The sequence below is a fragment of the Pseudomonas sp. GW821-FHT09C08 genome (assembly GCF_059418125.1).
Window position 1 is genome coordinate 706,040 of record NZ_JBWKPG010000001.1, and the last position, 22,601, is coordinate 728,640.

The following is a 22,601-nucleotide window of genomic DNA, read 5'->3' on the forward strand; positions in this document are numbered from 1 at the left end:
GGTGTATCAGGTACTCCTCTGAGGCTGGTTTTGGGGCTGCTTCGCAGCCCAACGCGGGACAAGCCCGCTCACCACAAAAGAAAGGAAAGGCCACCTTCTGCAATAGGGCCACTCTCGACAACGACCCCACCTTAAACAACACCCCGCCCATTCATCCCTGAGCCCCTGGCTCAGGGATTTTCCAGATCATGCCCCAACGACTGGATAAACAACGAAAACAGCTCCGGCTGTGACGAAATATCCAGCTTCGCGTACAGATGCCGACGGTGCACCTTCACCGTGTCCGGCGAGATGTTCAACCTTTCCGCCATAGCCTTGGAAGAGAACCCGCGCAGCACCAGGCGGGCGATTTCCAGTTCGCGGTCCGACAGCACGCCGCAGCCGAACTGGCTCAGTGCATCGCGGATCTGGCTGTCCATGGCCGGCGCGCGCTCGGTGCTCTGCTGCCAGTGCTGCTGCATCAATGGCAACACCCACGCCGCCAAGGTAGTCATCAGCCCGGTCTCATCGGCGCTGAAGCGCCTTTGCATCCCCAGCGACAACGACAACGTGCCCGCCCCAGGCAGTTGCAGGATGAATTGCACCTCGTCTTCCAGCACGTTGTCGTGGAAGTAATTGAGGAAGTATTCACTCTGGCGAAAATGGTCCGGCGCCACTTCTTCCAGGCGGTACACGCCGCTGGCGTAGCCTTCGCGGCAAGCCTGGAAGAACGGGTCGAGCAGGTACAAGCCATTGAGGTACACCAGCATCGACGCCGGCTTGCTGCTGGGCTGGGCGTCGTATTCTTCCAGGGCCTGGGGGGCGCCCTCCACGGGATAGTAAATCGCCAGGGCGTTATCGAACGGCAAACACTGGTGCAGCAACAGCACCAGCTGTTTCCAGAAACGCTCGGTGCCGATGTGCGCGACGGTGCGGCCCAGCCCTGCGTGCATGCCGACTTCACGGAACAGGCTCATGTAACAGGCTCCCGCCAGCAAAAGATCGGCCAAGGGTTCGGCTTTTGTCGGGTGCCGTCAAGGGGAGTACGCCAATAGGGGAATTGGCTGACATAAACCCAGCGTTTACCTTCGCCATTATCCAGTGGGAAACATATCCCGCGATATTCAGACTTTTCGTTTCTGCCTCACACCAAGAACAACGACAGAGGATAACGATATGAGCACTTCAACCACGCCCGACGGCGTGCTGAAACCGACCCTGAGTGTCTTCGATGTGGTGGCCATCACCGTGTCGGCGGTGACGCCCGCCAGTTCCGTCTTCGTGATTGCGCCTTTTGCCATCCAACAGGCCGGCAGCGGGGTGTTCCTGGCGTTTGTGATGGCCGGGCTGCTGGCGCTGATGTTCGCCTTTTGCTACGCCGAACTGGGCCGCGCCCACAACAGTGCGGGGGGTGAATATGTGTATGCCAAGCGGGTGTTTGGGGGGATGGCCGGCTATGCGACGTTTCTGACGGTGCTGGTGATGTTGCTGTTTATCCCGCCGGTATTGGCCACGGGCGCCGCGACCTACCTGAACAACGCGCTGGGCACGCATTTCGACGCACAGACCGTCGCCTTGGTGATTGTGGTGTGCAGTTACGCGCTGGGCATCCTCAATATCAAGCTCAATGCCTGGATCACCGGCACGTGCCTGCTGTTGGAAGTCGCGGCGTTGCTGGTGATCGTGGTGATCGGCTTTGGCAATCCGGTGCAGCCCGCCAGTGTGCTGTTCCAACCGCAGATCGTCGAAAACGGCGTGTTGCACCTGGCGCCCTGGGCCTTGGTGATCGGCGCGGTGGGCATTGGTCTGTTTTCCTACAACGGCTATGGCCCGGCGGTGTTGCTCGCCGAGGACATGAAGTGCGGCGGCAAGGGCGTGCACAAGGCGGTGTTGTGGTCCCTGGGGCTGGTGGTCGTGATCGAACTGGTGCCGATTACCGCGCTGTTGATCGGCGCGCCGTCGCTGAGCGCGATGATCAGCAGCCCGGACCCGATCGGCTATCTGCTGACCAGCCATGGCAACGAAACCCTGTCGCGACTGGTCAGCGCGGGGATCTTCCTGTCGGTGTTCAACGCCATCGTCGCCATCGTGATCCAGATCGGTCGCGTGGTGTTCAGCAGCGGGCGGGATGCGCTGTGGACGCCTACCATCAATAAGCTGTTCACCCGCATCCATCCGCGCTGGGATTCGCCTTGGCTGGCCACGCTGTTCCTGGCGATCCCGTCGGCGCTGCTGAGCTTCAGCTCCAACCTGGCCGATCTCACCTCGTTCAGCGTGCTGCTGATCATGCTGGTGTACCTGGTGGTGGCGTTGAGCGCGCTGATGAGCCGCGTACTGCTGCGCGACCGCGAGCACCCTTATCGCATGCCGCTCTGGCCGCTGCCGGCGCTGGTGGCCGTGCTGGGCGCCGGATACCTGTTAGTGACCTTGCTGGTGGCAGCCTCGGTGCGCGACATCATGATCATCATCGGCTTGCTGGCCTTGTCGGTGATTCTGTATTGCATCAGTGGCCGGTTGAGTCCGGCGTTCCAGAAATTGTAAGGAGTGGTTATGCGTGCACGTCAACTAGGCATCACTTTGGGGCTGGGTGTCCCCGGCGAATTGAATGCCATCACCGATGTTCCCGGGGTGCGGGTCGGCCACAGTACGCTCAACACGCGCATTGATGGCAAGCAGGTGCGCACCGGGGTGACCGTGGTGCAGCCACGGGCCGGGGAGGCGCGCCAGCAACCGTGCTTCGCCGGTTACCACGTGCTCAACGGCAATGGCGATGCCACCGGCCTGGAGTGGATCAGCGAGGCGGGCCTGTTGACCACGCCGCTGGCCATCACCAACACCCACAGCATCGGCATTGTGCGCGACACCTTGATCGCCCTGGAGCGCGAGCGCCTGGCTGACCCGGCGGTGTACTGGTGCATGCCGGTGGTGATGGAAACCTACGATGGCCTGCTCAATGACATCTGGGGCCAGCACGTAAAGCCTGCGCATGTGCGCGAGGCGCTGGATAACGCGGCCGGTGGCCCGGTGCAGGAGGGTGCCGTCGGCGGTGGTACGGGGATGATCTGCCATGAATTCAAGGGCGGCATCGGCAGCGCCTCGCGCTGCTTGCCGGCGGAGCAGGGTGGCTGGACCGTCGGCGTGCTGGTGCAGGCCAACCATGGTAAACGCCAGGAATTGCGTGTCGACGGCTACCCGGTGGGGCGCCAGCTGCTGGATATCCCCTCGCCGTTTGCCGAGCGCGGCACGCCGGGGATGGGCTCGATCGTGGTGATCATCGCCACGGACGCGCCCTTGCTGCCGCATCAGTGCCAGCGCCTGGCGCAACGCGCATCCATCGGCATCGCGCGCACCGGCGGCGGTACCGAGGACTCCAGCGGCGACCTGTTCCTGGCGTTCGCCACCGGCAACCACGACTTGCCACCCGCCGATTACGCGCGCAAGGACCTGCCGCTGAGCAGCGCACTGCAGATGGTCAACAACGATCATATTTCGCCGCTGTTCAGCGCGGCCGCCGAGGCGGTGGAGGAAGCCATCATCAACGCGATCCTGGCCGGGGAGGACATGCTGACCGACGCCGGCGTGAAAGTGCCTGGACTGGGCGCCGACACACTGTTGGAAGCACTCAGCAAGACCGGCTGGCGTCTGCCCCGGTAATAAGGGACACACAGGATTAATACGTTAAGGTAATGGCGATTTAGTGTTGTGAATGACACCCTGCCAATATATTGGATCCATTAATTAAGCAGGCCGCCCAAGTTGGGCGGCTTTACTGCTATTTAATATTTAAATAACCGGCGCTGTCTTTTGTCCGACAAAAACTCGCCGGCCCAATAAATACGGCCTTGAACTTCTGAAAGTTGCTGGCGTGCCACTGTTTTGCCAAAGAAATACATGTGGACGAAAGATTTCAAGTTGTGTCAGTTTTCTTACGCCTTCAAAAGAGGCGAGTGATAGGACGATCTCGCCCGCGGGGTTCCTATCGATCAAAACTGATGCATTTGCAAACAAGGAAGTACGTTTATGTCAAAAGTAAAAGAGCAGGCTATTGTGTCGGCGGCGCAAGTCAGCACGGCGTATTCGCAAATCGATAGCTTCAGCCATTTGTATGACCGTGGCGGCAACCTCACGGTCAATGGCAAACCGTCCTATTCCGTCGATCAGGCAGCCACCCAGCTGCTGCGCGACGGCGCTGCATACCGGGACGTGAACGGTAACGGCAAGATCGACCTGACCTACACCTTCCTGACCTCGGCCTCCTCGAGCACCCTGAACAAACACGGGATCTCGGGTTTCAGCCAGTTCAACGCCCAGCAGAAAGCCCAGGCCGTGCTGGCGATGCAATCCTGGTCGGACGTGGCCAACGTGACCTTCACTGAGAAGGCCACCGGCGGCGATACCCACATGACCTTCGGCAACTACAGCGGCGGCCAGGACGGCGCGGCGGCCTTCGCCTACCTGCCCGGCACCGGCGCGGGCTACGACGGCACCTCGTGGTACCTGACCAACAGCAGCTACACGCCCAACAAGACTCCGGACCTGAACAACTACGGCCGGCAGACCCTGACCCACGAAATCGGCCACACCCTGGGCCTGGCTCACCCTGGCGACTACAACGCCGGGAATGGCAACCCGACCTACAACGACGCGACCTATGGACAGGACACGCGCGGCTACAGCGTCATGAGTTACTGGAGCGAGAGCAACACCAACCAGAACTTCAGCAAAGGCGGGGTCGAGGCCTATGCGTCGGGCCCGTTGCTGGACGACATTGCGGCGATCCAGAAGCTCTACGGTGCCAACTACAACACCCGCGCCGGCGACACCACCTACGGCTTCAACTCCAACACCGGGCGTGATTTCTACAGCGCCACCTCGAATGCCGACAAGCTGGTGTTCTCGGTGTGGGACGGGGGCGGCAACGATACCCTGGACTTCTCCGGTTTTACCCAGAACCAGAAGATCAACCTCAATGAGGCGTCGTTTTCCGATGTCGGCGGCCTGGTGGGCAACGTGTCCATCGCCAAGGGCGTGACCATCGAGAACGCGTTCGGCGGTGCCGGCAACGACCTGATCATCGGCAATAACGCGGCCAACGTGATCAAGGGTGGTGCCGGCAACGACATCATCTACGGCGGTGGCGGTGCCGACCAACTGTGGGGCGGCGCGGGCAACGACACCTTTGTGTTCGGCGCCAGCTCCGACTCCAAGCCGGGTGCGGCTGACAAGATCTTTGACTTTACCTCGGGTTCGGACAAGATCGACCTCAGCGGCATCACCAAAGGCGCGGGCCTGACCTTCGTCAATGCCTTCACCGGGCATGCCGGCGATGCTGTACTGACCTACGCGGCAGGCACCAACCTGGGGACCCTGGCGGTCGACTTCTCCGGTCACGGCGTGGCGGATTTCCTCGTAACCACCGTGGGCCAGGCGGCCGTCAGCGACATCGTGGCGTGATGCACGAGCGCGGCGCTTCGGCGCCGCGCTTTGAGGATGGAGCCGCTTGATGAAAGGTTTTTTTCAATCGATCGCCTGCGCTGTGCAGGTGATAGTCGTGTCGGCAGGAGCCCACGCAATGGCGAGCAGTCTTGTATTACCCAGCAGCGCCCAACTGGCGGGGCACTGGCAGTTGCACCAGGCGGATCAGGTCTGCGCCCTCGATCTGCTGGAACAGGCCAACGCCCTGGGCGGCGACGTGGCGTGCGTGGCGCAATGGCTGGGGGACACGCCCCGGACCTGGTCGCCGACCCCCGACGGCATCTGGCTGATGAACGCCGAAGGCAGCGGGATAACCCATTTGAATCGCCAGAAAGAAGGCGAATACCAGGGGCGTACGGCGTCCGGTGCCATGGTGGTCTTACACCGCGTGCCTTAGTTGCCGTTATAACGCTATAACCCAAGTTTATTAGTTGGCCGCTCCTGATCGGGGGTGCGGGAAACTATTGCGTGTCGTTTGGTTCAAGGAAGATAAAGCACTATGGCCAAGCCTATTGCCGTGGCGCCTTTATTCAAGGCGCTGGGTGAATACAAGAGCATCCTGATCAGTGTCGGCTGTTTTACCGCGCTGATTAACCTGTTGATGCTGGTGCCGTCGATTTACATGCTGCAAGTGTATGACCGCGTGCTGTCCTCGCAGAATGAAACCACCCTGGTCATGTTGACGCTGATGGTCGTGGGGTTCTTTGCGTTTATTGGCACACTGGAAGTTATCCGCAGTTTTATCGTGATCCGTATTGGCAGCCAGTTGGAACGCCGTTTCAACTTGCGCGTGTACAAGGCCGCCTTTGAACGCAACCTGCAACGCGGCCAGGGGCATGCCGGCCAGGCGCTGGGCGACTTGACCCTGTTGCGCCAGTTCATCACCGGCCCGGCGCTGTTCGCGTTTTTCGATGCGCCGTGGTTTCCCCTCTACCTGCTGGTGATTTTCCTCTTCAACGTGTGGCTCGGGGTCCTGGCCACGGCGGGTGCGGTGCTGCTGATCGGCCTGGCGTGCCTCAACGAATACCTGACTAAAAAGCCCTTGGGCGAGGCGGGCGCCTATTCCCAGCAATCGAGCCAACTGGCCACCAGCCATTTGCACAACGCCGAGACCATCCAGGCCATGGGCATGCTCGGTGCCCTGCGCAACCGCTGGTTTGCCGTGCATTCGCAATTTCTGGGGTTGCAGAACACCGCCAGCGACACTGGTTCGGTGATCACGTCCTTGAGCAAATCCCTGCGCCTGTGCCTGCAGTCACTGGTGCTGGGCCTGGGCGCATTGCTGGTGATCAAGGGCGATATGACTGCCGGGATGATGATCGCAGGCTCGATCCTGATGGGCCGCGTACTGAGCCCCATCGACCAGTTGATCGCGGTGTGGAAACAGTGGAGTTCGGCCAAGTTGGCCTACCAGCGCCTGGACGATCTGCTGCGTGAATTCCCTCCCGACAGCGAGCCGATGAAACTCCCGGCGCCGCAGGGCCAGGTGAGTTTCGAGCAGGTCAGCGCGGGGCCGCCCGGACGGCGCACGCCGACCCTGCATCAGGTCAGCTTCACCCTGGGCGCCGGCGAAGTCCTCGGCGTGCTCGGCGCTTCCGGTTCCGGAAAATCCACCCTGGCCCGCGTGCTGGTGGGAGTGTGGCCAACCCTGGGCGGCACCGTGCGCCTGGATGGCGCCGACATCCATCGCTGGGACCGCGAAGACCTTGGCCCGCACATTGGCTATCTGCCCCAGGACATCGAATTGTTCTGCGGCAGCATCGCCGACAACATCGCGCGTTTTCGCCAGGCCGATCCGGCCTTGGTCGTGCAGGCTGCGCAACAGGCCGGCGTGCATGAGCTGATTCTGCGCCTGCCGCACGGCTACGACACGCTGCTCGGCGACAACGGCGGCGGCCTCTCTGGTGGGCAGAAGCAGCGTGTGGCCCTGGCCCGCGCCCTGTATGGCGGGCCGCGCCTGATCGTGCTGGATGAGCCCAACTCCAACCTCGACACCGTCGGCGAAGCGGCCCTGGCCAGCGCCATCGTGCAGATGAAAGCCCAAGGCAGCAGCGTGGTACTGGTCACCCATCGCTCTTCGGCATTGGCCCAGGCCGACAAATTGCTGGTGCTCAACGAAGGCCGCCTGCAGGCCTTCGGCCCGAGCCAGGAGGTGTTGCGCGCATTGTCCGGCCAGCCGGAAGCACCGAAGGAAAGGCCCGGTGTGAGTTTCAGTCGTCAGTATCAAGCGGGAAGGAACCCAGGCGCATGAGCAGTCTCACTTTTGAACAACGTGACGCCCGGTTCTTCGTGCGCATGGGCTGGTTGCTGACCGTGGTCGGCGCCGGTGGATTTTTCCTCTGGGCCAGCCTGGCGCCGCTGGACCAGGGCATTCCGGTGCAAGGCACCGTCGTGGTCTCGGGCAAGCGCAAAGCGGTGCAAACCTTCAGCCCGGGCGTGGTCAGCCGGATTCTGGTGCGCGAGGGCGAAACGGTTAAACAAGGCCAGCCGCTGTTTCGCCTCGACCAGACCCAGAACCAGGCTGATGTGCAGTCGCTGCAAGCCCAGTACCGCCTAGCCTGGGCCAGCGTGGCGCGTTGGCAGAGCGAGCGCGACAACCGTTCCAGCATCCACTTTCCCGCGGAGCTGAGCAGCAACCCCGATCCGGCCCTGGCCCTGGTGCTGGAAGGCCAGCGCCAACTGTTCAGCAGCCGCCGCGAAGCCTTTGCCCGTGAGCAGGCGGGGATCCGCGCGAACATCGACGGCGCCACTGCGCAACTCGGCGGCATGCGCCGGGCCCGCAGCGACCTGACCGCCCAGGCCCAATCCCTGCGTGATCAACTGAGCAACCTGCAGCCGCTGGCCGACAACGGCTACATCCCGCGCAACCGCCTGATGGAGTACCAGCGCCAGCTGTCCCAGGTGCAGCAGGACCTGGCGCAGAACACCGGTGAAAGCGGCCGCGTCGAGCAGGGCATTCTCGAATCGCGCCTGAAACTGCAGCAGCACAGCGAGGAATATCAAAAGGAAGTGCGCAGCCAATTGGCCGACGCTCAACTGCGCAGCCTCACGCTGGAACAGCAACTCACCTCGGCCGGGTTCGACTTGCAACACAGTGAAATCAACGCGCCGGCCGATGGTATTGCCGTCAACCTCGGCGTGCACACCGAAGGCGCCGTGGTGCGCGCCGGTGAAACCCTGTTGGAAATCGTGCCCCAGGGCACGCGCCTGGAAGTCGAGGGGCATTTGCCGGTACACCTGGTGGACAAGGTCGGCACGCACCTGCCGGTCGACATCCTGTTCACCGCCTTCAACCAGAGCCGTACACCGCGCGTGCCGGGGGAGGTCAGCCTGATCTCTGCCGACCAGATGCTCGATGAAAAAACCGGTGCGCCGTATTACGTGCTGCGCACTACGCTCAGCGACGCGGCCGAGCAAAAACTGCAGGGCCTGGTGATCAAGCCGGGCATGCCGGCCGAGATGTTCGTGCGCACCGGCGAGCGTTCGCTGCTCAATTACCTGTTCAAGCCGCTGCTGGACCGCGCCGGCTCCGCGCTGACCGAGGAATGAGCATGAGATCGCTGCTTATTGCCGTGTTATTCAGCTGCGCCAGCGCTCACGCCGCCATGGGCCCGTTCGACGTCTACGAGCAGGCCCTGCGCAACGATCCGGTGTTTCTCGGCGCCATCAAGGAGCGCGATGCCGGCCTGGAGAACCGCACCATCGGCCGCGCCGGGCTGCTGCCCAAGCTGTCCTACAACTACAACAAGGGCCGCAACAATTCCCAGGCCACCTTGCCTGACGGGCGCGGCGGCAATTATCACGACGACCGCAACTACAACAGTTACGGCTCGACCTTCAGCCTGCAGCAGCCGCTGTTCGACTACGAGGCCTACGCCAACTACCGCAAAGGCGTGGCCCAGGCGTTGTTCGCCGATGAAAGCTTTCGCGACAAGAGCCAGGCGCTGCTGGTGCGGGTGCTGACCTATTACACCCAGGCGCTGTTTGCCCAGGACCAGATCGACATCGCCCGCGCCAAGAAGAAGGCCTTCGAACAGCAGTTCCAGCAGAACCGGCATCTGTTCGAGCAGGGCGAGGGCACCCGCACCGATATTCTCGAAGCCGAGTCGCGTTATGAGCTGGCCACGGCCGAAGAGATCGAGGCGCTGGACGAACAGGACGCCGCGCTGCGCGAGCTGGGGGCGTTGATCGGAGTACAGAGCGTCAACATCGACGACCTGGCGCCGCTGAGTCCTGGCTTCGCCGCCTTCAGCTTGAGCCCGGCCAACTACGACACCTGGCACGAGCTGGCGATCAGCAATAACCCCACGCTGGCGTCCCAGCGCCAGGCCCTGGAAGTGGCGCGCTATGAAGTGGAGCGCAACCGCGCCGGGCACCTGCCGAAAGTCACCGCCTATGCGAGTTCGCGCCAGCAGGAGTCGGACAGCGGCAACACCTACAACCAGCGCTATGACACCAACACCATCGGCGTCGAAGTCAGCCTGCCGCTGTATGCCGGTGGCGGGGTCTCGGCGTCCACTCGCCAGGCCAGCCGCGCCATGGAGCAGGCCGAGTACGAGCTGGAAGGCAAGACGCGCGAGACCTTGATCGAACTGCGTCGCCAATTCAGCGCGTGCTTGTCCGGGGTGAGCAAGTTGCGCGCGTACCAGAAGGCGCTGACGTCGGCCGAAGCGTTGGTGGTGTCGACCCGGCAAAGCATCCTTGGCGGTGAGCGGGTCAATCTTGATGCGTTGAATGCCGAGCAGCAGCTGTACAGCACACGCCGAGACCTGGCCCAGGCGCGCTATGACTACTTGATGGCCTGGACCAAGCTGCATTACTACGCCGGCAACTTGCGCGACACCGACCTGGCCAAGGTAGACGAAGCCTTCGGGCCCAAGAGGATCGAGCCTCCCGCTGCAGACAAGCCCCCTGTTGCAAACAAACCGCCTGAGGCAAGCCGACCCCCTGTGGCGAGCGGGCTTGCCCCGCGTTGGGCTGCGCAGCAGCCCCAATAAAACCACACAATCTTCGGCCAATTCCAACAACAAGAGAGACAAGACCATGGGTGTATTTGACTACAAGAACCTCGGCACCGAAGCCAGCAAAACCTTGTTCGCCGATGCCACCGCAATCACGTTGTATACCTATCACAACCTGGATAACGGCTTCGCGGTCGGCTATCAGCAACATGGCCTGGGGCTCGGCCTGCCGGCCACACTGGTCGGGGCGTTGCTCGGCAGCACAGACTCCCAGGGAGTGATCCCCGGCATTCCCTGGAACCCCGACTCGGAAAAGGCCGCCCTGGACGCGGTGCACACAGCCGGTTGGACGCCAATCAGCGCCAGCGCCCTGGGCTACGGCGGCAAGGTGGATGCGCGGGGCACTTTTTTTGGCGAGAAGGCCGGCTACACCACGGCCCAGGCCGAAGTGCTGGGCAAGTACGATGACACCGGCAAACTGCTCGAGATCGGCATCGGTTTTCGTGGCACCTCGGGCCCTCGGGAAAGCCTGATTACCGATTCCATCGGCGATCTGGTCAGCGACCTGCTCGCCGCGCTGGGCCCCAAGGACTATGCGAAAAACTATGCCGGCGAAGCGTTTGGCGGCTTGCTCAAGACGGTGGCCGACTATGCCGGCGCCCATGGCCTGAGTGGCAAGGATGTGCTGGTCAGCGGCCACAGCCTGGGCGGCCTGGCGGTCAACAGCATGGCCGACCTGAGCACCAGCAAATGGGCGGGTTTCTACAAGGACGCCAACTACCTGGCCTACGCCTCGCCCACCCAGAGCGCCGGCGATAAGGTCCTGAATATCGGCTACGAAAACGACCCGGTGTTCCGTGCGCTGGACGGCTCCGCCTTCAACCTGTCGTCCCTCGGCGTGCATGACAAGCCCCACGAGTCGACCACCGACAACATCGTCAGCTTCAACGACCACTACGCCTCGACGTTGTGGAATGTGCTGCCGTTTTCCATCGCCAACCTGTCGACCTGGGTGTCGCATTTGCCCAGCGCTTACGGCGACGGCATGACGCGTGTGCTGGAATCGGGGTTCTACGAGCAGATGACCCGTGACTCGACGATTATCGTCGCCAACCTGTCCGACCCGGCGCGCGCCAACACCTGGGTCCAGGACCTCAACCGCAATGCCGAGCCGCACAAGGGCAATACCTTCATCATCGGCAGCGACGGCAATGACCTGATCCAGGGCGGCAAGGGCGCGGACTTCATCGAAGGCGGCAAGGGCAATGACACGATCCGCGACAACAGCGGGCACAACACCTTTTTGTTCAGCGGGCATTTTGGCCAGGATCGGATTATCGGCTACCAGCCGACCGACAAGCTGGTGTTCCAGGGCGCCGACGGCAGCACGGACCTGCGCGACCACGCGAAGGCCGTGGGGGCCGATACGGTACTCAGTTTTGGCGCCGACTCGGTGACCCTGGTCGGGGTCGGGCTGGGCAGCCTGTGGAGCGAGGGTGTGCTGATCAGTTGAGGAGGGCGCGACGGATTATCGGCGGTGCATGCGTTTAACGGTTACCTGCGAGGTGTATCGCCTGTTGCCGTACGAGGGTTTGAGCATGTCCGGACTTCGATTGTTGCTGTGTGCCGTGGTGTTGGGGTTGAGTGGGTGTGCGGTGTACCCGGCCTATCCAGGCCCATGTTGCTACCGCCCTTACTACCACTCCTACTATTACCATCCTTACTATCGCCCGTATTACTACCATCCGTACTACCGGTATTGATCGGTCCCAACAAAAAGCCCCGCATTGCGGGGCTTTTTCATCTCAGTCTTCCTTGCGCACCGTGGCGACATCATCGGCCTTGACCCGGATGTGCTTGCCGGCAATGTCGGTGAATTCGTAGAAACCGTCGGCGGTCTTGGTCTTGGGGGTGTCCTTGGTCAAATACTGCGTGCCGTTTTGCAGCGTCACTACGGTTTGCGTCGCGCAACCGGCCACTAGCAGAAAAGTGAGTGCAACCAGTGGCAGACCCAAATTCTTCATGTTCATAACCCTTACCTTTAACCCTGAAAAAACCACGCCAGGGGCGTGGGCCACAAATGTTACGCCATCGACTCACCCATCTGATCACTTTTATACAAAAAGTTGCCTGCGCCATTTATCTATTAGCGATTGCCACCAGGCTTTTGCGACGGCACTCTGTATGCATAAACAGTATTTGATCAAAGCGCGCCATGGCCAATCCCCTCGAAGACCCGCTCTATTACCTGCATAACTTCCGCCAGGTCCTGCAATGGCTGGAGCAACGCTATGCCGACCTGCTGGATACTGACGAACAGCATTTCATTCAGCAATTTGACAGGTTGCCGCAAGCCTCCCAGGCGTTGCTGGTGCGCATGGTGATGCGCAAAGGTGTGCATTTTCGCGCAGGCAAGCTCAATTACCTGGAGGTCGGTTGTCCGCATGCCGCCGCCGAGCCGTTGCTGGAACTCGGCTGGGTGGATGCGCAGTGCCTGCTGGCCTTCGAGGAGCTGTTCGCCTTGCTGCAAAAAAGCGAACTGCTGGGCGCCTTCAAACCCTGGATCGAGCAGCCCAAGGGCAAAAAAGCCGATTGGCTGGAGGGCCTGGCCGCCCAGTTCAGCGAGGCACGCAGTTTTGCCGAGTGGTGCCCCGACCTTGCCGACCGCCTCTACAGCCTCACCGTCATGGAGTTGTGCGACCGCCTGCGCCTGATGTTCTTCGGCAACCTGCACCAGGACTGGTCCGAGTTCGTGCTGGCTGACTTGGGCATCTACACCTACGAAAAAGTCGAGTTCTGCGCCGAGTCCCGGGGCTTGCGCAGCCGCGACGACGTGCACGGGTTCCTGTTCCTGCACCAATGCCAGCAAGCCTTTGAGGCCGGCGAAGCATTGGCGCAGGTGCTGGCGCAAGTGGCGACGCTGCACACCGACAACCCGTGGCTGGAAAAACGCCGGGCCAAGCTGCTGTTCCAGATCGGCCAGTATTGCGAGCGCAGCGCCGAACTGGACCTGGCGCAGCAGATCTACCGGGGCTGTGCCTATCCGGGCGCCCGCGCGCGGCTGATTCGCGTATTGGAACGCCAGGAGGACTACGCCCAGGCAATGGCCCTGGCGAGTGCCGCGCAACAGGCGCCGGAAAGCGCCGCCGAGCAGCAGCACCTGTTGCGCGTATTGCCACGCCTGCGGCGCAAGCTCGGCGCGCCGCCGTTGCCCAAGGCCAAGCCACGGCCTGTCACGCGCCTGGACCTGGCCCTCGCGCTGCCCGAGCCGTTGATGTCGGTGGAGTACTGCGTGCAGGCGTACCTGAGCGAGCCCGATGCGCCGGTGCACTACGTCGAGAACGGGCTGATCAATTCATTGTTCGGCCTGTTGTGCTGGGACGCGATCTTCGCGCCGCTGCCGGGTTCGTTTTTCCACCCGTTCCAGCGCGGCCCGGCCGACCTGCACAGCGAAGACTTCCACCCGCGCCGCGCGGCATTGTTCGCTGCCTGTTTTGCGCAACTGCAGGATGAAGGCTACAAGACCACCATCCGCCAGCGCTTTAGTCAAAAATGGGGAATCCAGTCACCCTTCGTGTTCTGGAACCTGCTCAGTGACGAGTTGCTGGAACAGGCATTGGCCTGTTTACCGGCCGAGCACCTGCGCTACTGGTTCGAGCGGCTGTTGCTGGATATCCGCGCCAACCGCACCGGGATGCCGGACCTCATCCAGTTCTGGCCGGCGCAAAAGACCTACCGCATGATCGAGGTCAAGGGCCCCGGCGACCGCCTGCAGGACAACCAGCTGCGTTGGCTGGAGTTCTGCGGTGAATACCAGATGCCGGTCACCGTCTGCTATGTGCGCTGGGCGGAGCACGCCGCTTGAGCTATACCGTGGCCGTGCGCGCCTTGTGTGAGTTCACCGCCAAGGTGGGCGACCTCGACCTGCGGTTTACCCCATCGCCGAGCGCCCAGGAAGGCATTCTCGGCCATCGCACCGTGGCCTCGCGGCGCAGCGCGCACTATCAGAACGAAGTGGCCCTGGAGGGCGAGTACCAGCAACTCAGGGTACGGGGCAGGGCGGACGGCTATGACCCGGATGCCAATCGCCTGGAAGAGGTCAAGACCTATCGCGGTGATCTCGACGCCCAGCCCGCCAACCATCGGCAACTGCATTGGGCCCAGGTCAAGGTGTATGGCTGGCTGATGTGCCAGAAGCTCGGCCTCACCGAGATCGACCTGGCGCTGGTGTATTTCGACATCGTCGGCGAGGGCGAAACCCTGCTCAACCAGCGCTTCCAGGCCGCCGAGCTGGAGCCGTTCTTCAACCGGCAATGCGCACTATTCCTCGGCTGGGCCGAGCAGGAAATGCAGCACCGCGACGCGCGCAACCTGGCCGCGCAAAGCCTGGCCTTTCCACATGCCGACTTCCGCGCCGGCCAGCGCACCCTTGCCGAATCGGTATACAAGGCGGTCAGCACCGGCCGCTGCCTGATGGCCCAGGCCCCCACGGGGATCGGCAAGACCATCGGCACGGTCTTCCCGCTGCTCAAGGCGTTGGCGCCGCAGCAGCTGGACAAGGTGTTTTTCCTGACCGCCAAGACTCCGGGGCGCAAACTCGCGCTCGACGCCTCCCAGGTGCTGTTCGACAGCAGTCCCGACCTGCAATTGCGCGTGTTGGAGCTGGTGGCGCGGGACAAGGCCTGCGAACACCTGGACAAAGCCTGCCATGGTGATTCCTGCCCGTTGGCCAAGGGTTTCTATGATCGACTGCCCGCCGCGCGTACTGCCGCATCCAAGGTGCGCCTGTTGAACCAGCGCAACTTGCGCGAGGTGGCCCTGGCCCATGAGGTTTGCCCGTACTACCTGAGCCAGGAGATGGCGCGCTGGGCCGACCTGGTCGTCGCCGACTACAACTACTATTTCGACTTTGGCGCCATGCTGTTCGGCCTCGCCCAACTCAACCAATGGCGAGCGGCGGTGCTGGTGGATGAAGCCCACAACCTGGTGGAGCGTGCCCGTTCGATGTACAGCGCGAGCCTCGACCAATACAGCCTCAAGACCCTGCGCGACATCGCCCCCGAGCCCCTGAAAAAGCCGCTGCAGCGCCTGAACCGTGAATGGAATGCGCTGCACAAGGACCAACTTGCGCCGTACCAGGCCTATGCCGCCCGCCCGGAAAAACTCCTGCAGGCCCTGAGCCTGTGCGCCAGTGCCATGGGCGACTATTTCAATGACCATCCCGAGGCGCTGGCGGGTGACCTGCAAGCCTTCTACTTCGAAGCGCTGCAATTTGCCAAGGTCGCCGAGCTGTTCAACGAGCACTTCATTTTCGATATCAGCAAACGCCAGTTCAGTGGCAAGCGCAGCAGTTCAACCCTGTGCCTGCGCAATGTGGTACCCGCCGAATTCATCCGGCCCCGGTTGACGGCGGCGCGCAGCAGCGTGCTGTTTTCCGCGACATTGAGCCCGCGCCACTTCTACGCCGACTTGCTGGGCCTGCCGGCGGACACCGCCTGGATCGACGTCGAATCACCGTTCAAGGCCGAGCAGCTGCGTGTGCGCATCGTCGATGCCATCTCGACCCGGTTTGTGCACCGCGACGCCTCGCTGGAACCCATCGTCGAACTGATCGCCCAGCAGTTCGCAGAGCAACCGGGCAACTACCTGGCGTTTTTCTCAAGCTTCGATTACCTGCAGCAGGTCGCACAGCGGCTGGCCGAGCGACACCCGCACATTGCGCTCTGGCAGCAGTCACGCGGCATGGCCGAAGCCGAGCGCCAGGCGTTTCTCGACCAGTTCACCGAGCACAGCCAGGGCATCGGCTTCGCCGTGCTCGGCGGCGCATTCGGCGAGGGCATCGATTTGCCCGGCGCCCGCTTGATCGGCGCGTTTATCGCCACCCTGGGCTTGCCGCAATTGAACCCGGTCAATGAGCACATGAAAACGCGCATGGGCGCAATTTTCGGCGCCGGCTACGACTACACCTATCTGTACCCCGGCATTCAAAAAGTCGTGCAGGCCGCGGGCCGGGTGATTCGCAGCCAGCATGACCGCGGCGTGGTAATGCTGATCGATGACCGCTTCGGCGAAGCGCGTGTGCGCCAGTTGCTGCCGCGCTGGTGGGCGCCGGCGACGGTAACCTGACCGGCTGGCCACGCGGGAGCGCAGGGCTTGGGAATTTGCCTGCCCGCCGTTGGGGCGGCGTTGATGACCGCGCATTTGGCGCAAATGATGCTGGTGCAAATCCAGTGGCTCTATCACTCTGCCTGGGCGCCACTCCGCGCGTCTGTGTCGCGCTGAAGCGCCGAGCGAAACCTACACAAGGAGGCCAGTGATGAACGCTATCGAGCAGGACAGGATCCAGGTCAACGGGATTGAGTTGAGTGTGTACATCGCCGGCCCGGAGCAGGGCCGGCCGATCTGGCTGCTCCACGGTTTTCCCGAGTGCTGGCATTCCTGGCGCGAACAAGTCCCCGCGCTGGCGGCGGCTGGGTTCCGGGTGTTTGTCCCGCAAATGCGCGGTTACGGCCAATCGAGTTCGCCGCCCGAGATTGCCGATTATGACGCGCTGACGCTGTGCGCCGATATCCAGCAGGCCATGGATCACTTCGGCCATGCACAGGTGGTGATGGTCGGCCATGACTGGGGCGCCGTGGTGGCCTGGCACCTGGCGCTGCTCGAACCCGAGCGCATTACGCACTTGATCACGTTGTCGGTGCCGTTTGCCGGGCGTGCGCGGCGGCCGGTGATCGAAATCCTGCGTGAGCTGTACGCCGACCGCTTCAATTACATCGTGTACTTCCAGCAACCCGGCGTCGCCGAGCAGGAACTGGACGCGGATATCGAACGTACGCTGCGTTTGTTCATGCAGGATGAAGACTTGTTTTTGCAGAAACGGTCCGCCGACTCAAGCTTGTTCGACGGTGCGCAGCCCCCTGGTCCGCTACCGGCGTGGTGTTCACGAGAAGACCTGGACGTCTACGTGCAGACCTTCGCCGAGCATGGCTTTCGTGGCCCGCTGAACTGGTATCGCAACTTTGAGCGCAACTGGCAACGCAGCGAGTTCCTGGCCGGCCGGCAGGTGCTGCAACCGACGCTGTTCCTGATCGGCGACCGCGACCCCGTTGGCGTGTTTGAAGCCCACACCCTCAAGCGCATGCCGGCGTCGGTGCCGAACCTTGAGCAGCAGGTCCTGGCCAATTGCGGTCACTGGATCCAGAACGAGCAAGCTCAGCGGGTCAACGCGTTGATGCTCGGATTTCTAGGGAAAACGTAAAGGTCGCGCCGTGCCCTGGGCGGTCGACCAGACGAATGCTGCGCCCGTGCAATTGCAGGATGCGGTGCACGATGCGCAGGCCCAGGCCACCGTCGCGCCGCGCGCCACCGATGGTGAAGGCGCGCAGGAACAAGCCTTCACGCAGTTCGGCGTCGATCCCCGGGCCACTGTCGCTGACGGTCACCGCCACGCCATCGGCGGCTGGCGACAGGATCACCTCGACTTCGCCATTCACCGGTGTATGGCGCAAGGCATTGTCCAGCAGGTTGGTGAGCACGCGTTCGATCAGGCCCAGGTCCGCCAGCACGGTAGGCACCTGCGGGGGCAGGGTGGCAGTCAGGGTGATGGCGCGCGCCTCGGCGGTGAGTTCGAATTTCTGGAAGATGTCCTGCACCAGGTCCGGCAGGGAGAAACCTTCGATCACTGGCTGCACAAAGCCGTGTTCCAGGCGTACCAACTCCAGCAGCGACTGGGCCAGGCCACCGACCTTGCGACTCTGGTCCAGGGCAATGCCGAGGTAGCGCCGGCGCTCTTCGGGGCTCAGGCTGGCATCCTTGAGGGTCAGGGTTTCAAGGTAGCCATGCAGGGACGCCAGCGGCGTGCGCAGGTCATGGGAGATGTTGGCGACCATTTCCCGGCGTTCCTGGTCCTGATGGGTGATGGCCCGCCACTGTTCGCCCAGGCGGTTTTCCATCTGCACGAAAGCGTGGTCGAGCACGGCGATTTCGTCGCCACTGTCGAGTACCGGGGGGGCCGATGCCTGGGTTTTCGGCGCGCCGTTGATATCGAACTGACCGACCTTGTCGGTGAGCTGGCGCAACGGCCGGGTGATCCATGCGAAGGCGATGAGCCCCGCCAGCAGGCACAACAGGGCCACCAGGCCGATGGACCACAGCGCGATCTTCAGCGCCATGCCCGTGGCGTCCTTGGCGTCGTACACATCATGGGCTTCGCCGAGCAGCACCACGTACAGGAAGCCGGTTTGCTGGCCGTTGGCCTTGAGCGGCGCGGCGCTGAACACCTTGCGCCCATCGACGCTGCGCGGGTCATCGCCAAGGATCGGCAGCATGGCGCCGCTGAGGAAGCGCCGGATCGGTGCCAGGTCAACCTGGTCGCGCAGCAGGTGGCCGCTGGGTGCGGCATTGCCGACCACACGGCCGTCGATGTCGAGCAGGTACACCTCGACACTCGGGTTGACCAGCATCAACTGGCTGAAGAGGTTGCGCACGGCGTCGGGCTTGAGGCCATCGGCGTCCATCAACTGCGTGTCACGGGCGATATGTGCGGCCAGGTCACGGGACAGGCCTTGCACCACTTCCAGCTCGTGCATGCGGTTGGAGCGCACTTGCAGCCAGGCCGAGGTGCCACTGCAGATCACCAGCAGCACGGCGAACACCACCGACAGGCGCTGGGTCAGGGTCAGCTTCATGGCGGGCTCTCGGCGAACTTGTAGCCCCGGCCCCACACCGTGAGGATGCGCGCGGGGTTGGCCGGGTCGGCCTCGACCTTGGCGCGCAGGCGGTTGATATGGGTATTCACCGTGTGTTCATAACCTTCGTGGCTGTAGCCCCACACGGCGTTGAGCAGGTCCATGCGCGAGAACACCTTGCCGGGCTGGCGCGCGAAGAAATACAGCAGGTCGAATTCCCGTGGGGTGAGGTCCAGGCGCTGGCCTTGCAGCGTCGCGTCACGGGTCAGCGGGTTGATAAACAACTGGCCGAGGTCGAGGCTGCCGGCGTCCATCTTCAGGTTGCGTGCCATTGCATCGACCCGGCGCAACAGTGCCTTGACCCGCGCGACCAGCTCCGGCATCGAAAACGGCTTGGCCAGGTAGTCATCCGCGCCCAGCTCCAGGCCGAGGATGCGGTGCAGTTCGCTGGAGCGCGCGCTGGTGATGATGATCGGCGTGTAACGCGTCATGGCGCGAGCGCGCCGGCAGATTTCCAGGCCATCGACGCCGGGCAGCATCAGGTCGAGTATCAATGCATCCCAACCGCCTTGCTCAAGCAGGCGCAGGCCTTCGTCGCCGTCGGCGCTGTGCACCACGTCGAACTGCTCATCGCGCAGGTGCAGGCAGATCAGGTCGGCAATATGCGCATCGTCCTCGACCACCAGGACACGTTTGGGCTGATCCATGTAAGAGAAACCTTCGCTTGTCGTTCGCGCATTGTGCGGCTTTTGCAACAGTGTAGTTATCACGAATTGTTTAACTCTGCGTGAGGATTCCGCGACCGTAAATCCTCCAACATCCGCCTATCGAAAGAGCGTGGGTTGTGGTGGTTCTGGTTTTGGCTGTGGCAGGGGAGCTGGCAGTGGAAGGGATTGTGGTTGTGGCAGTGACTCTGGCAGTGGTTGTGGTTGTGGCGAGCGGGCTTGCCCCGCGTTGGAGTGCGTAGCGCTCCCGCTTTTTTTGGGGCCGCTGCGCAGCCCAACGCGGGGCAAGCCCGCTCACCACAGAAGCCTGCTTACCACAGAGACCTGCCTACAAGAGAAACCTGCCCACCACAGAAACCTGGCTACCACAGAAGCCCGCGCACCACAGGGTAATCGTCGCCCAATGGACGGTATGGATCGAGGAGAACAGCATGTATTCACGTCGACAAATTCTGCTGGCCGGTGGCGGCCTGGGTGTCGCCGTCCTGGCCGGTGGCCTGTTGAGACAGATCAACCTGGTCACCGCAGCCGAGGCCGCCGAGACGTTCGAGGTCAACCACACCGACGCCGAATGGCGCAGCCTGCTGACCGCCGAGCAATACAACGTCCTGCGCGAGGAGGGCACCGAACGCCCCTACACCAGCGCCCTCAACGACGAGCACCGTGCGGGCACCTTCGCCTGTGCCGGGTGTGCGCTGCCACTCTTCTCCTCGGCAACCAAGTTCAACAGCCACACCGGCTGGCCGAGTTTCTGGCAACCGCTCGATAACGCCGTGGCCAGCCACACCGACACCTCCTACGGCGTGGTGCGCAAGGAAATTCACTGCCGCCGGTGTGGTGGCCATCAGGGGCACGTGTTCGATGACGGCCCGCCACCCACCGGTCTGCGCTATTGCATGAATGGTGCCGCCATGACGTTCACTGCGGCTTAAGCCGATGTTTACTTATCTGTCTAAGGGAAGATCCCATGTGGCTTCTGGTTCTCGCGTATCTGGGCGGCGTGCTGACAATCGTCAGCCCGTGCATCCTGCCTGTTCTGCCTTTTGTCTTCGCTCGCACCGGGCAGCCGTTTTTGCGCAGTGGCTTGCCGCTGTTAGCGGGGATGGCGGTTACGTTCGCCCTGGTCGCCTCGCTGGCGGCGGTGGGCGGCGGCTGGGTGGTGCAAGTCAATCAGTACGGGCGCTGGCTCGCGTTGCTGTGCGTGGCCCTGTTCGGACTCACGCTCCTGTTGCCGCAACTGTCCGAGCGCCTGACGCGTCCGTTGGTGGCGGCCGGCAGTCGCCTGTCGGAAGCCGCCGGGGCCGATGCCAGGCCGCGTCCGGGCGCCTCGTTCCTGATCGGCGTGGCCACCGGCCTGCTCTGGGCACCCTGCGCCGGGCCAATCCTCGGGTTGGTACTGACCGGCGCCGCGCTGCAGGGCGCCAGCATCGGTACTACCTTGCTATTGCTGGCCTACGCCGCCGGGGCTGCCACCTCCCTGGCCTTGGCGCTGCTGGTCGGCGGTAAAGTCTTCGGCTTCATGAAGCGCTCGCTCGGTGCCGGTGAATGGCTGCGCCGTGGCTTGGGTGCCTTGATGCTGGCCGGCGTCGCGGCCATCGCACTGGGTCTCGACACCGGCGTGCTGGCGCGGCTGTCGACCGCGTCCACCGGTGGCCTGGAGCAAAGCCTGGTGAACACGCTGAGCGCCAAGCCTGAGCAGAAGGGCGGGGCGATGATGGCTGGGGGCGCAATGATGGCCGCCGCCAACCACAGCGACACGTTGCCGATCGAAGGTGCGCTGCCTTCGCTGGACGGCGCCGTGCAGTGGCTCAACAGCCCACCGCTGACCGCCGAAGGGCTCAAGGGCAAGGTGGTGCTGGTGGATTTCTGGACCTACTCCTGCATCAACTGCCTGCGCAGCCTGCCGTATGTCAAAGCCTGGGCCGAGAAGTACCACGACCAGGGCCTGGTGGTGATTGGCGTGCATGCGCCGGAGTTTGCCTTTGAGCGCGACGTGAACAATGTCACCCAGGCGATGAAGGACCTGGGGATCACCTACCCGGTGGCCATCGACAACAACTACAAGGTCTGGCGCGCCTTCAACAACCAGTACTGGCCGGCGCATTACTTCGCCGATGCCAAGGGCCAGATTCGCTATCACCATTTCGGCGAAGGCGACTATGCCGAGTCGGAGCGGGTGATCCAGCAGTTGCTGCGTGAGGCCGGCGCACAGAACGTCGCCAGTGGCCTGATCGAGGCCGACGCCAAGGGCGTGCAACAGGCGCCGGACATGAACGAGGTGCAGTCGCCGGAAACCTACCTGGGCTTCCAGCGCGCCGAAAACTTTGCCACCACCGGCACCCTGGCCACCAACCAGGTGGCGAACTACCCGGCGGCCGGCAACCTGGCCCTGAACAACTGGACCCTGGAAGGCCACTGGAATGTCGGCGGCCAGCAAGCCACCCTCGACCAGGCGAATGGGCGGATTGTCTACCGCTTCCATGCCCGCGACCTGCACCTGGTGCTCGGCCCGGGCGCCGATGGCAAGCCGGTGCGCTTCAAGGTCAGCATCGACGGCCAGGCACCTGGCGATGCCCACGGCACCGACGTCGCCCCGGATGGCAGCGGCACCGTCACCGAACAACGCCTGTACCAACTGGTGCGCCAACCCGGCGCCGTCAAGGACCGCACGTTCACCATCGAATTTCTCGACCCGCACGTGTCGGCCTACGCCTTCACCTTCGGCTAACTGATTTTTTGACTGGATAACCCCGTCAATGTGGGAGCGGGCTTGC

17 protein-coding genes and 1 pseudogene are annotated in these 22,601 nt (G+C 62.9%); 14 read left to right on the plus strand and 4 right to left on the minus strand.

Features of this window, described 5'->3' with window-relative positions; translation table 11 throughout:
• Positions 1 to 170: 170 nt before the first annotated feature.
• On the minus strand, positions 171 to 956 hold the full coding sequence (locus AC07OJ_RS02825; RefSeq protein ID WP_201144369.1) for a helix-turn-helix transcriptional regulator: 786 nt from the start codon (positions 954 to 956) through the stop codon (positions 171 to 173).
• Positions 957 to 1,155: 199 nt separating this feature from the next.
• On the opposite strand from AC07OJ_RS02825, the gene AC07OJ_RS02830 reads away from it, so the two are divergent.
• The 9 genes and pseudogenes from AC07OJ_RS02830 to AC07OJ_RS02870 all read left to right on the plus strand — a co-directional run bounded on the left by AC07OJ_RS02830 (position 1,156) and on the right by AC07OJ_RS02870 (position 12,178).
• A complete protein-coding gene (locus AC07OJ_RS02830) occupies positions 1,156 to 2,520 on the plus strand; it encodes an APC family permease (protein ID WP_495093880.1) in 1,365 nt (454 codons plus the stop codon).
• 9 nt (positions 2,521 to 2,529) lie between these two features.
• Positions 2,530 to 3,633 carry a DmpA family aminopeptidase gene (locus tag AC07OJ_RS02835; RefSeq protein ID WP_065905114.1) on the plus strand — a complete coding sequence of 368 codons (1,104 nt, stop codon included), beginning with the start codon at positions 2,530 to 2,532 and terminating at the stop codon, positions 3,631 to 3,633.
• A 366-nt stretch (positions 3,634 to 3,999) separates the two neighbouring features.
• Entirely contained in the window at positions 4,000 to 5,433 is a 1,434-nt protein-coding gene (locus AC07OJ_RS02840) for a serralysin family metalloprotease (protein ID WP_495005278.1), read from the plus strand.
• A gap of 49 nt (positions 5,434 to 5,482) precedes the next feature.
• A complete protein-coding gene (locus tag AC07OJ_RS02845; protein WP_120448554.1) occupies positions 5,483 to 5,851 on the plus strand; it encodes a protease inhibitor Inh/omp19 family protein in 369 nt (122 codons plus the stop codon).
• 102 nt (positions 5,852 to 5,953) lie between these two features.
• Positions 5,954 to 7,705, plus strand: coding sequence for a type I secretion system permease/ATPase (locus AC07OJ_RS02850; RefSeq protein ID WP_495093881.1), 1,752 nt, complete (start codon positions 5,954 to 5,956; stop codon positions 7,703 to 7,705).
• Complete coding sequence (locus AC07OJ_RS02855) at positions 7,702 to 9,003, plus strand: HlyD family type I secretion periplasmic adaptor subunit (RefSeq protein ID WP_120448556.1); 1,302 nt, start codon at positions 7,702 to 7,704, stop codon at positions 9,001 to 9,003. Before AC07OJ_RS02850 ends, AC07OJ_RS02855 begins: the two co-directional genes overlap by 4 nt.
• Before the next feature lie 2 nt (positions 9,004 to 9,005).
• A pseudogene (locus tag AC07OJ_RS02860) lies at positions 9,006 to 10,331 on the plus strand (TolC family outer membrane protein); the annotation flags it as partial.
• A 166-nt stretch (positions 10,332 to 10,497) separates the two neighbouring features.
• The gene (locus AC07OJ_RS02865) at positions 10,498 to 11,928 is read left to right on the plus strand and encodes a polyurethane esterase (RefSeq protein ID WP_495093882.1); all 1,431 of its coding nucleotides are present in this window, start codon (positions 10,498 to 10,500) and stop codon (positions 11,926 to 11,928) included.
• 28 nt (positions 11,929 to 11,956) lie between these two features.
• Positions 11,957 to 12,178: a hypothetical protein gene (locus AC07OJ_RS02870; RefSeq protein ID WP_495093883.1), complete on the plus strand. Its 222-nt coding sequence runs from the start codon at positions 11,957 to 11,959 to the stop codon at positions 12,176 to 12,178.
• 42 nt (positions 12,179 to 12,220) lie between these two features.
• Here AC07OJ_RS02870 and AC07OJ_RS02875 read toward each other — a convergent pair whose 3' ends face one another.
• The gene (locus tag AC07OJ_RS02875) at positions 12,221 to 12,445 is read right to left on the minus strand and encodes a YgdI/YgdR family lipoprotein (RefSeq protein WP_065905126.1); all 225 of its coding nucleotides are present in this window, start codon (positions 12,443 to 12,445) and stop codon (positions 12,221 to 12,223) included.
• Between the two features lie 185 nt (positions 12,446 to 12,630).
• Between AC07OJ_RS02875 and AC07OJ_RS02880 the strand changes: the two genes are divergently transcribed.
• From AC07OJ_RS02880 to AC07OJ_RS02890, 3 genes are all read left to right on the plus strand, one after another.
• Entirely contained in the window at positions 12,631 to 14,280 is a 1,650-nt protein-coding gene (locus tag AC07OJ_RS02880; RefSeq protein WP_495093884.1) for a VRR-NUC domain-containing protein, read from the plus strand.
• The gene (locus AC07OJ_RS02885; protein WP_495093885.1) at positions 14,277 to 16,541 is read left to right on the plus strand and encodes an ATP-dependent DNA helicase; all 2,265 of its coding nucleotides are present in this window, start codon (positions 14,277 to 14,279) and stop codon (positions 16,539 to 16,541) included. The genes AC07OJ_RS02880 and AC07OJ_RS02885 overlap by 4 nt, the downstream gene beginning before the upstream one ends.
• A gap of 190 nt (positions 16,542 to 16,731) precedes the next feature.
• On the plus strand, positions 16,732 to 17,673 hold the full coding sequence (locus AC07OJ_RS02890) for an alpha/beta fold hydrolase (protein ID WP_495093886.1): 942 nt from the start codon (positions 16,732 to 16,734) through the stop codon (positions 17,671 to 17,673).
• Here the strand turns inward: AC07OJ_RS02890 and AC07OJ_RS02895 are convergent.
• Both AC07OJ_RS02895 and AC07OJ_RS02900 read right to left on the minus strand, forming a co-directional pair.
• A complete protein-coding gene (locus tag AC07OJ_RS02895) occupies positions 17,636 to 19,102 on the minus strand; it encodes a sensor histidine kinase (RefSeq protein WP_495093887.1) in 1,467 nt (488 codons plus the stop codon). The two genes, AC07OJ_RS02890 and AC07OJ_RS02895, sit on opposite strands and share 38 nt — an antisense overlap.
• Positions 19,099 to 19,809 carry a response regulator transcription factor gene (locus tag AC07OJ_RS02900; RefSeq protein WP_201144383.1) on the minus strand — a complete coding sequence of 237 codons (711 nt, stop codon included), beginning with the start codon at positions 19,807 to 19,809 and terminating at the stop codon, positions 19,099 to 19,101. Before AC07OJ_RS02900 ends, AC07OJ_RS02895 begins: the two co-directional genes overlap by 4 nt.
• Positions 19,810 to 20,258: 449 nt before the next feature.
• Here AC07OJ_RS02900 and msrB point away from each other — a divergent pair, with 449 nt between their 5' ends.
• A complete protein-coding gene (gene msrB, locus AC07OJ_RS02905; RefSeq protein WP_106803899.1) occupies positions 20,259 to 20,759 on the plus strand; it encodes a peptide-methionine (R)-S-oxide reductase MsrB in 501 nt (166 codons plus the stop codon).
• 35 nt (positions 20,760 to 20,794) lie between these two features.
• Positions 20,795 to 22,555 (plus strand): cytochrome c biogenesis protein DipZ, encoded by a 1,761-nt coding sequence (locus AC07OJ_RS02910; RefSeq protein WP_495093888.1) that lies wholly within the window; start codon positions 20,795 to 20,797, stop codon positions 22,553 to 22,555.
• Positions 22,556 to 22,601: the final 46 nt, after the last annotated feature.

Excerpts from the sequence above, each read along its gene's own strand:
- AC07OJ_RS02835 (WP_065905114.1), top strand. The coding sequence starts at position 2,530 with ATGCGTGCACGTCAACTAGGCATCACTTTGGGGCTGGGTGTCCCCGGC.
- AC07OJ_RS02845 (WP_120448554.1), top strand. The coding sequence starts at position 5,483 with ATGAAAGGTTTTTTTCAATCGATCGCCTGCGCTGTGCAGGTGATAGTC.
- AC07OJ_RS02870 (WP_495093883.1), top strand. The coding sequence starts at position 11,957 with ATGCGTTTAACGGTTACCTGCGAGGTGTATCGCCTGTTGCCGTACGAG.
- AC07OJ_RS02850 (WP_495093881.1), top strand. The coding sequence starts at position 5,954 with ATGGCCAAGCCTATTGCCGTGGCGCCTTTATTCAAGGCGCTGGGTGAA.
- AC07OJ_RS02825 (WP_201144369.1), bottom strand. The coding sequence starts at position 956 with ATGAGCCTGTTCCGTGAAGTCGGCATGCACGCAGGGCTGGGCCGCACC.
- AC07OJ_RS02840 (WP_495005278.1), top strand. The coding sequence starts at position 4,000 with ATGTCAAAAGTAAAAGAGCAGGCTATTGTGTCGGCGGCGCAAGTCAGC.
- AC07OJ_RS02890 (WP_495093886.1), top strand. The coding sequence starts at position 16,732 with ATGAACGCTATCGAGCAGGACAGGATCCAGGTCAACGGGATTGAGTTG.
- AC07OJ_RS02865 (WP_495093882.1), top strand. The coding sequence starts at position 10,498 with ATGGGTGTATTTGACTACAAGAACCTCGGCACCGAAGCCAGCAAAACC.
- msrB (WP_106803899.1), top strand. The coding sequence starts at position 20,259 with ATGTATTCACGTCGACAAATTCTGCTGGCCGGTGGCGGCCTGGGTGTC.
- AC07OJ_RS02855 (WP_120448556.1), top strand. The coding sequence starts at position 7,702 with ATGAGCAGTCTCACTTTTGAACAACGTGACGCCCGGTTCTTCGTGCGC.
- AC07OJ_RS02875 (WP_065905126.1), bottom strand. The coding sequence starts at position 12,445 with ATGAACATGAAGAATTTGGGTCTGCCACTGGTTGCACTCACTTTTCTG.
- AC07OJ_RS02895 (WP_495093887.1), bottom strand. The coding sequence starts at position 19,102 with ATGAAGCTGACCCTGACCCAGCGCCTGTCGGTGGTGTTCGCCGTGCTG.
- AC07OJ_RS02830 (WP_495093880.1), top strand. The coding sequence starts at position 1,156 with ATGAGCACTTCAACCACGCCCGACGGCGTGCTGAAACCGACCCTGAGT.
- AC07OJ_RS02880 (WP_495093884.1), top strand. The coding sequence starts at position 12,631 with ATGGCCAATCCCCTCGAAGACCCGCTCTATTACCTGCATAACTTCCGC.
- AC07OJ_RS02910 (WP_495093888.1), top strand. The coding sequence starts at position 20,795 with ATGTGGCTTCTGGTTCTCGCGTATCTGGGCGGCGTGCTGACAATCGTC.
- AC07OJ_RS02900 (WP_201144383.1), bottom strand. The coding sequence starts at position 19,809 with ATGGATCAGCCCAAACGTGTCCTGGTGGTCGAGGACGATGCGCATATT.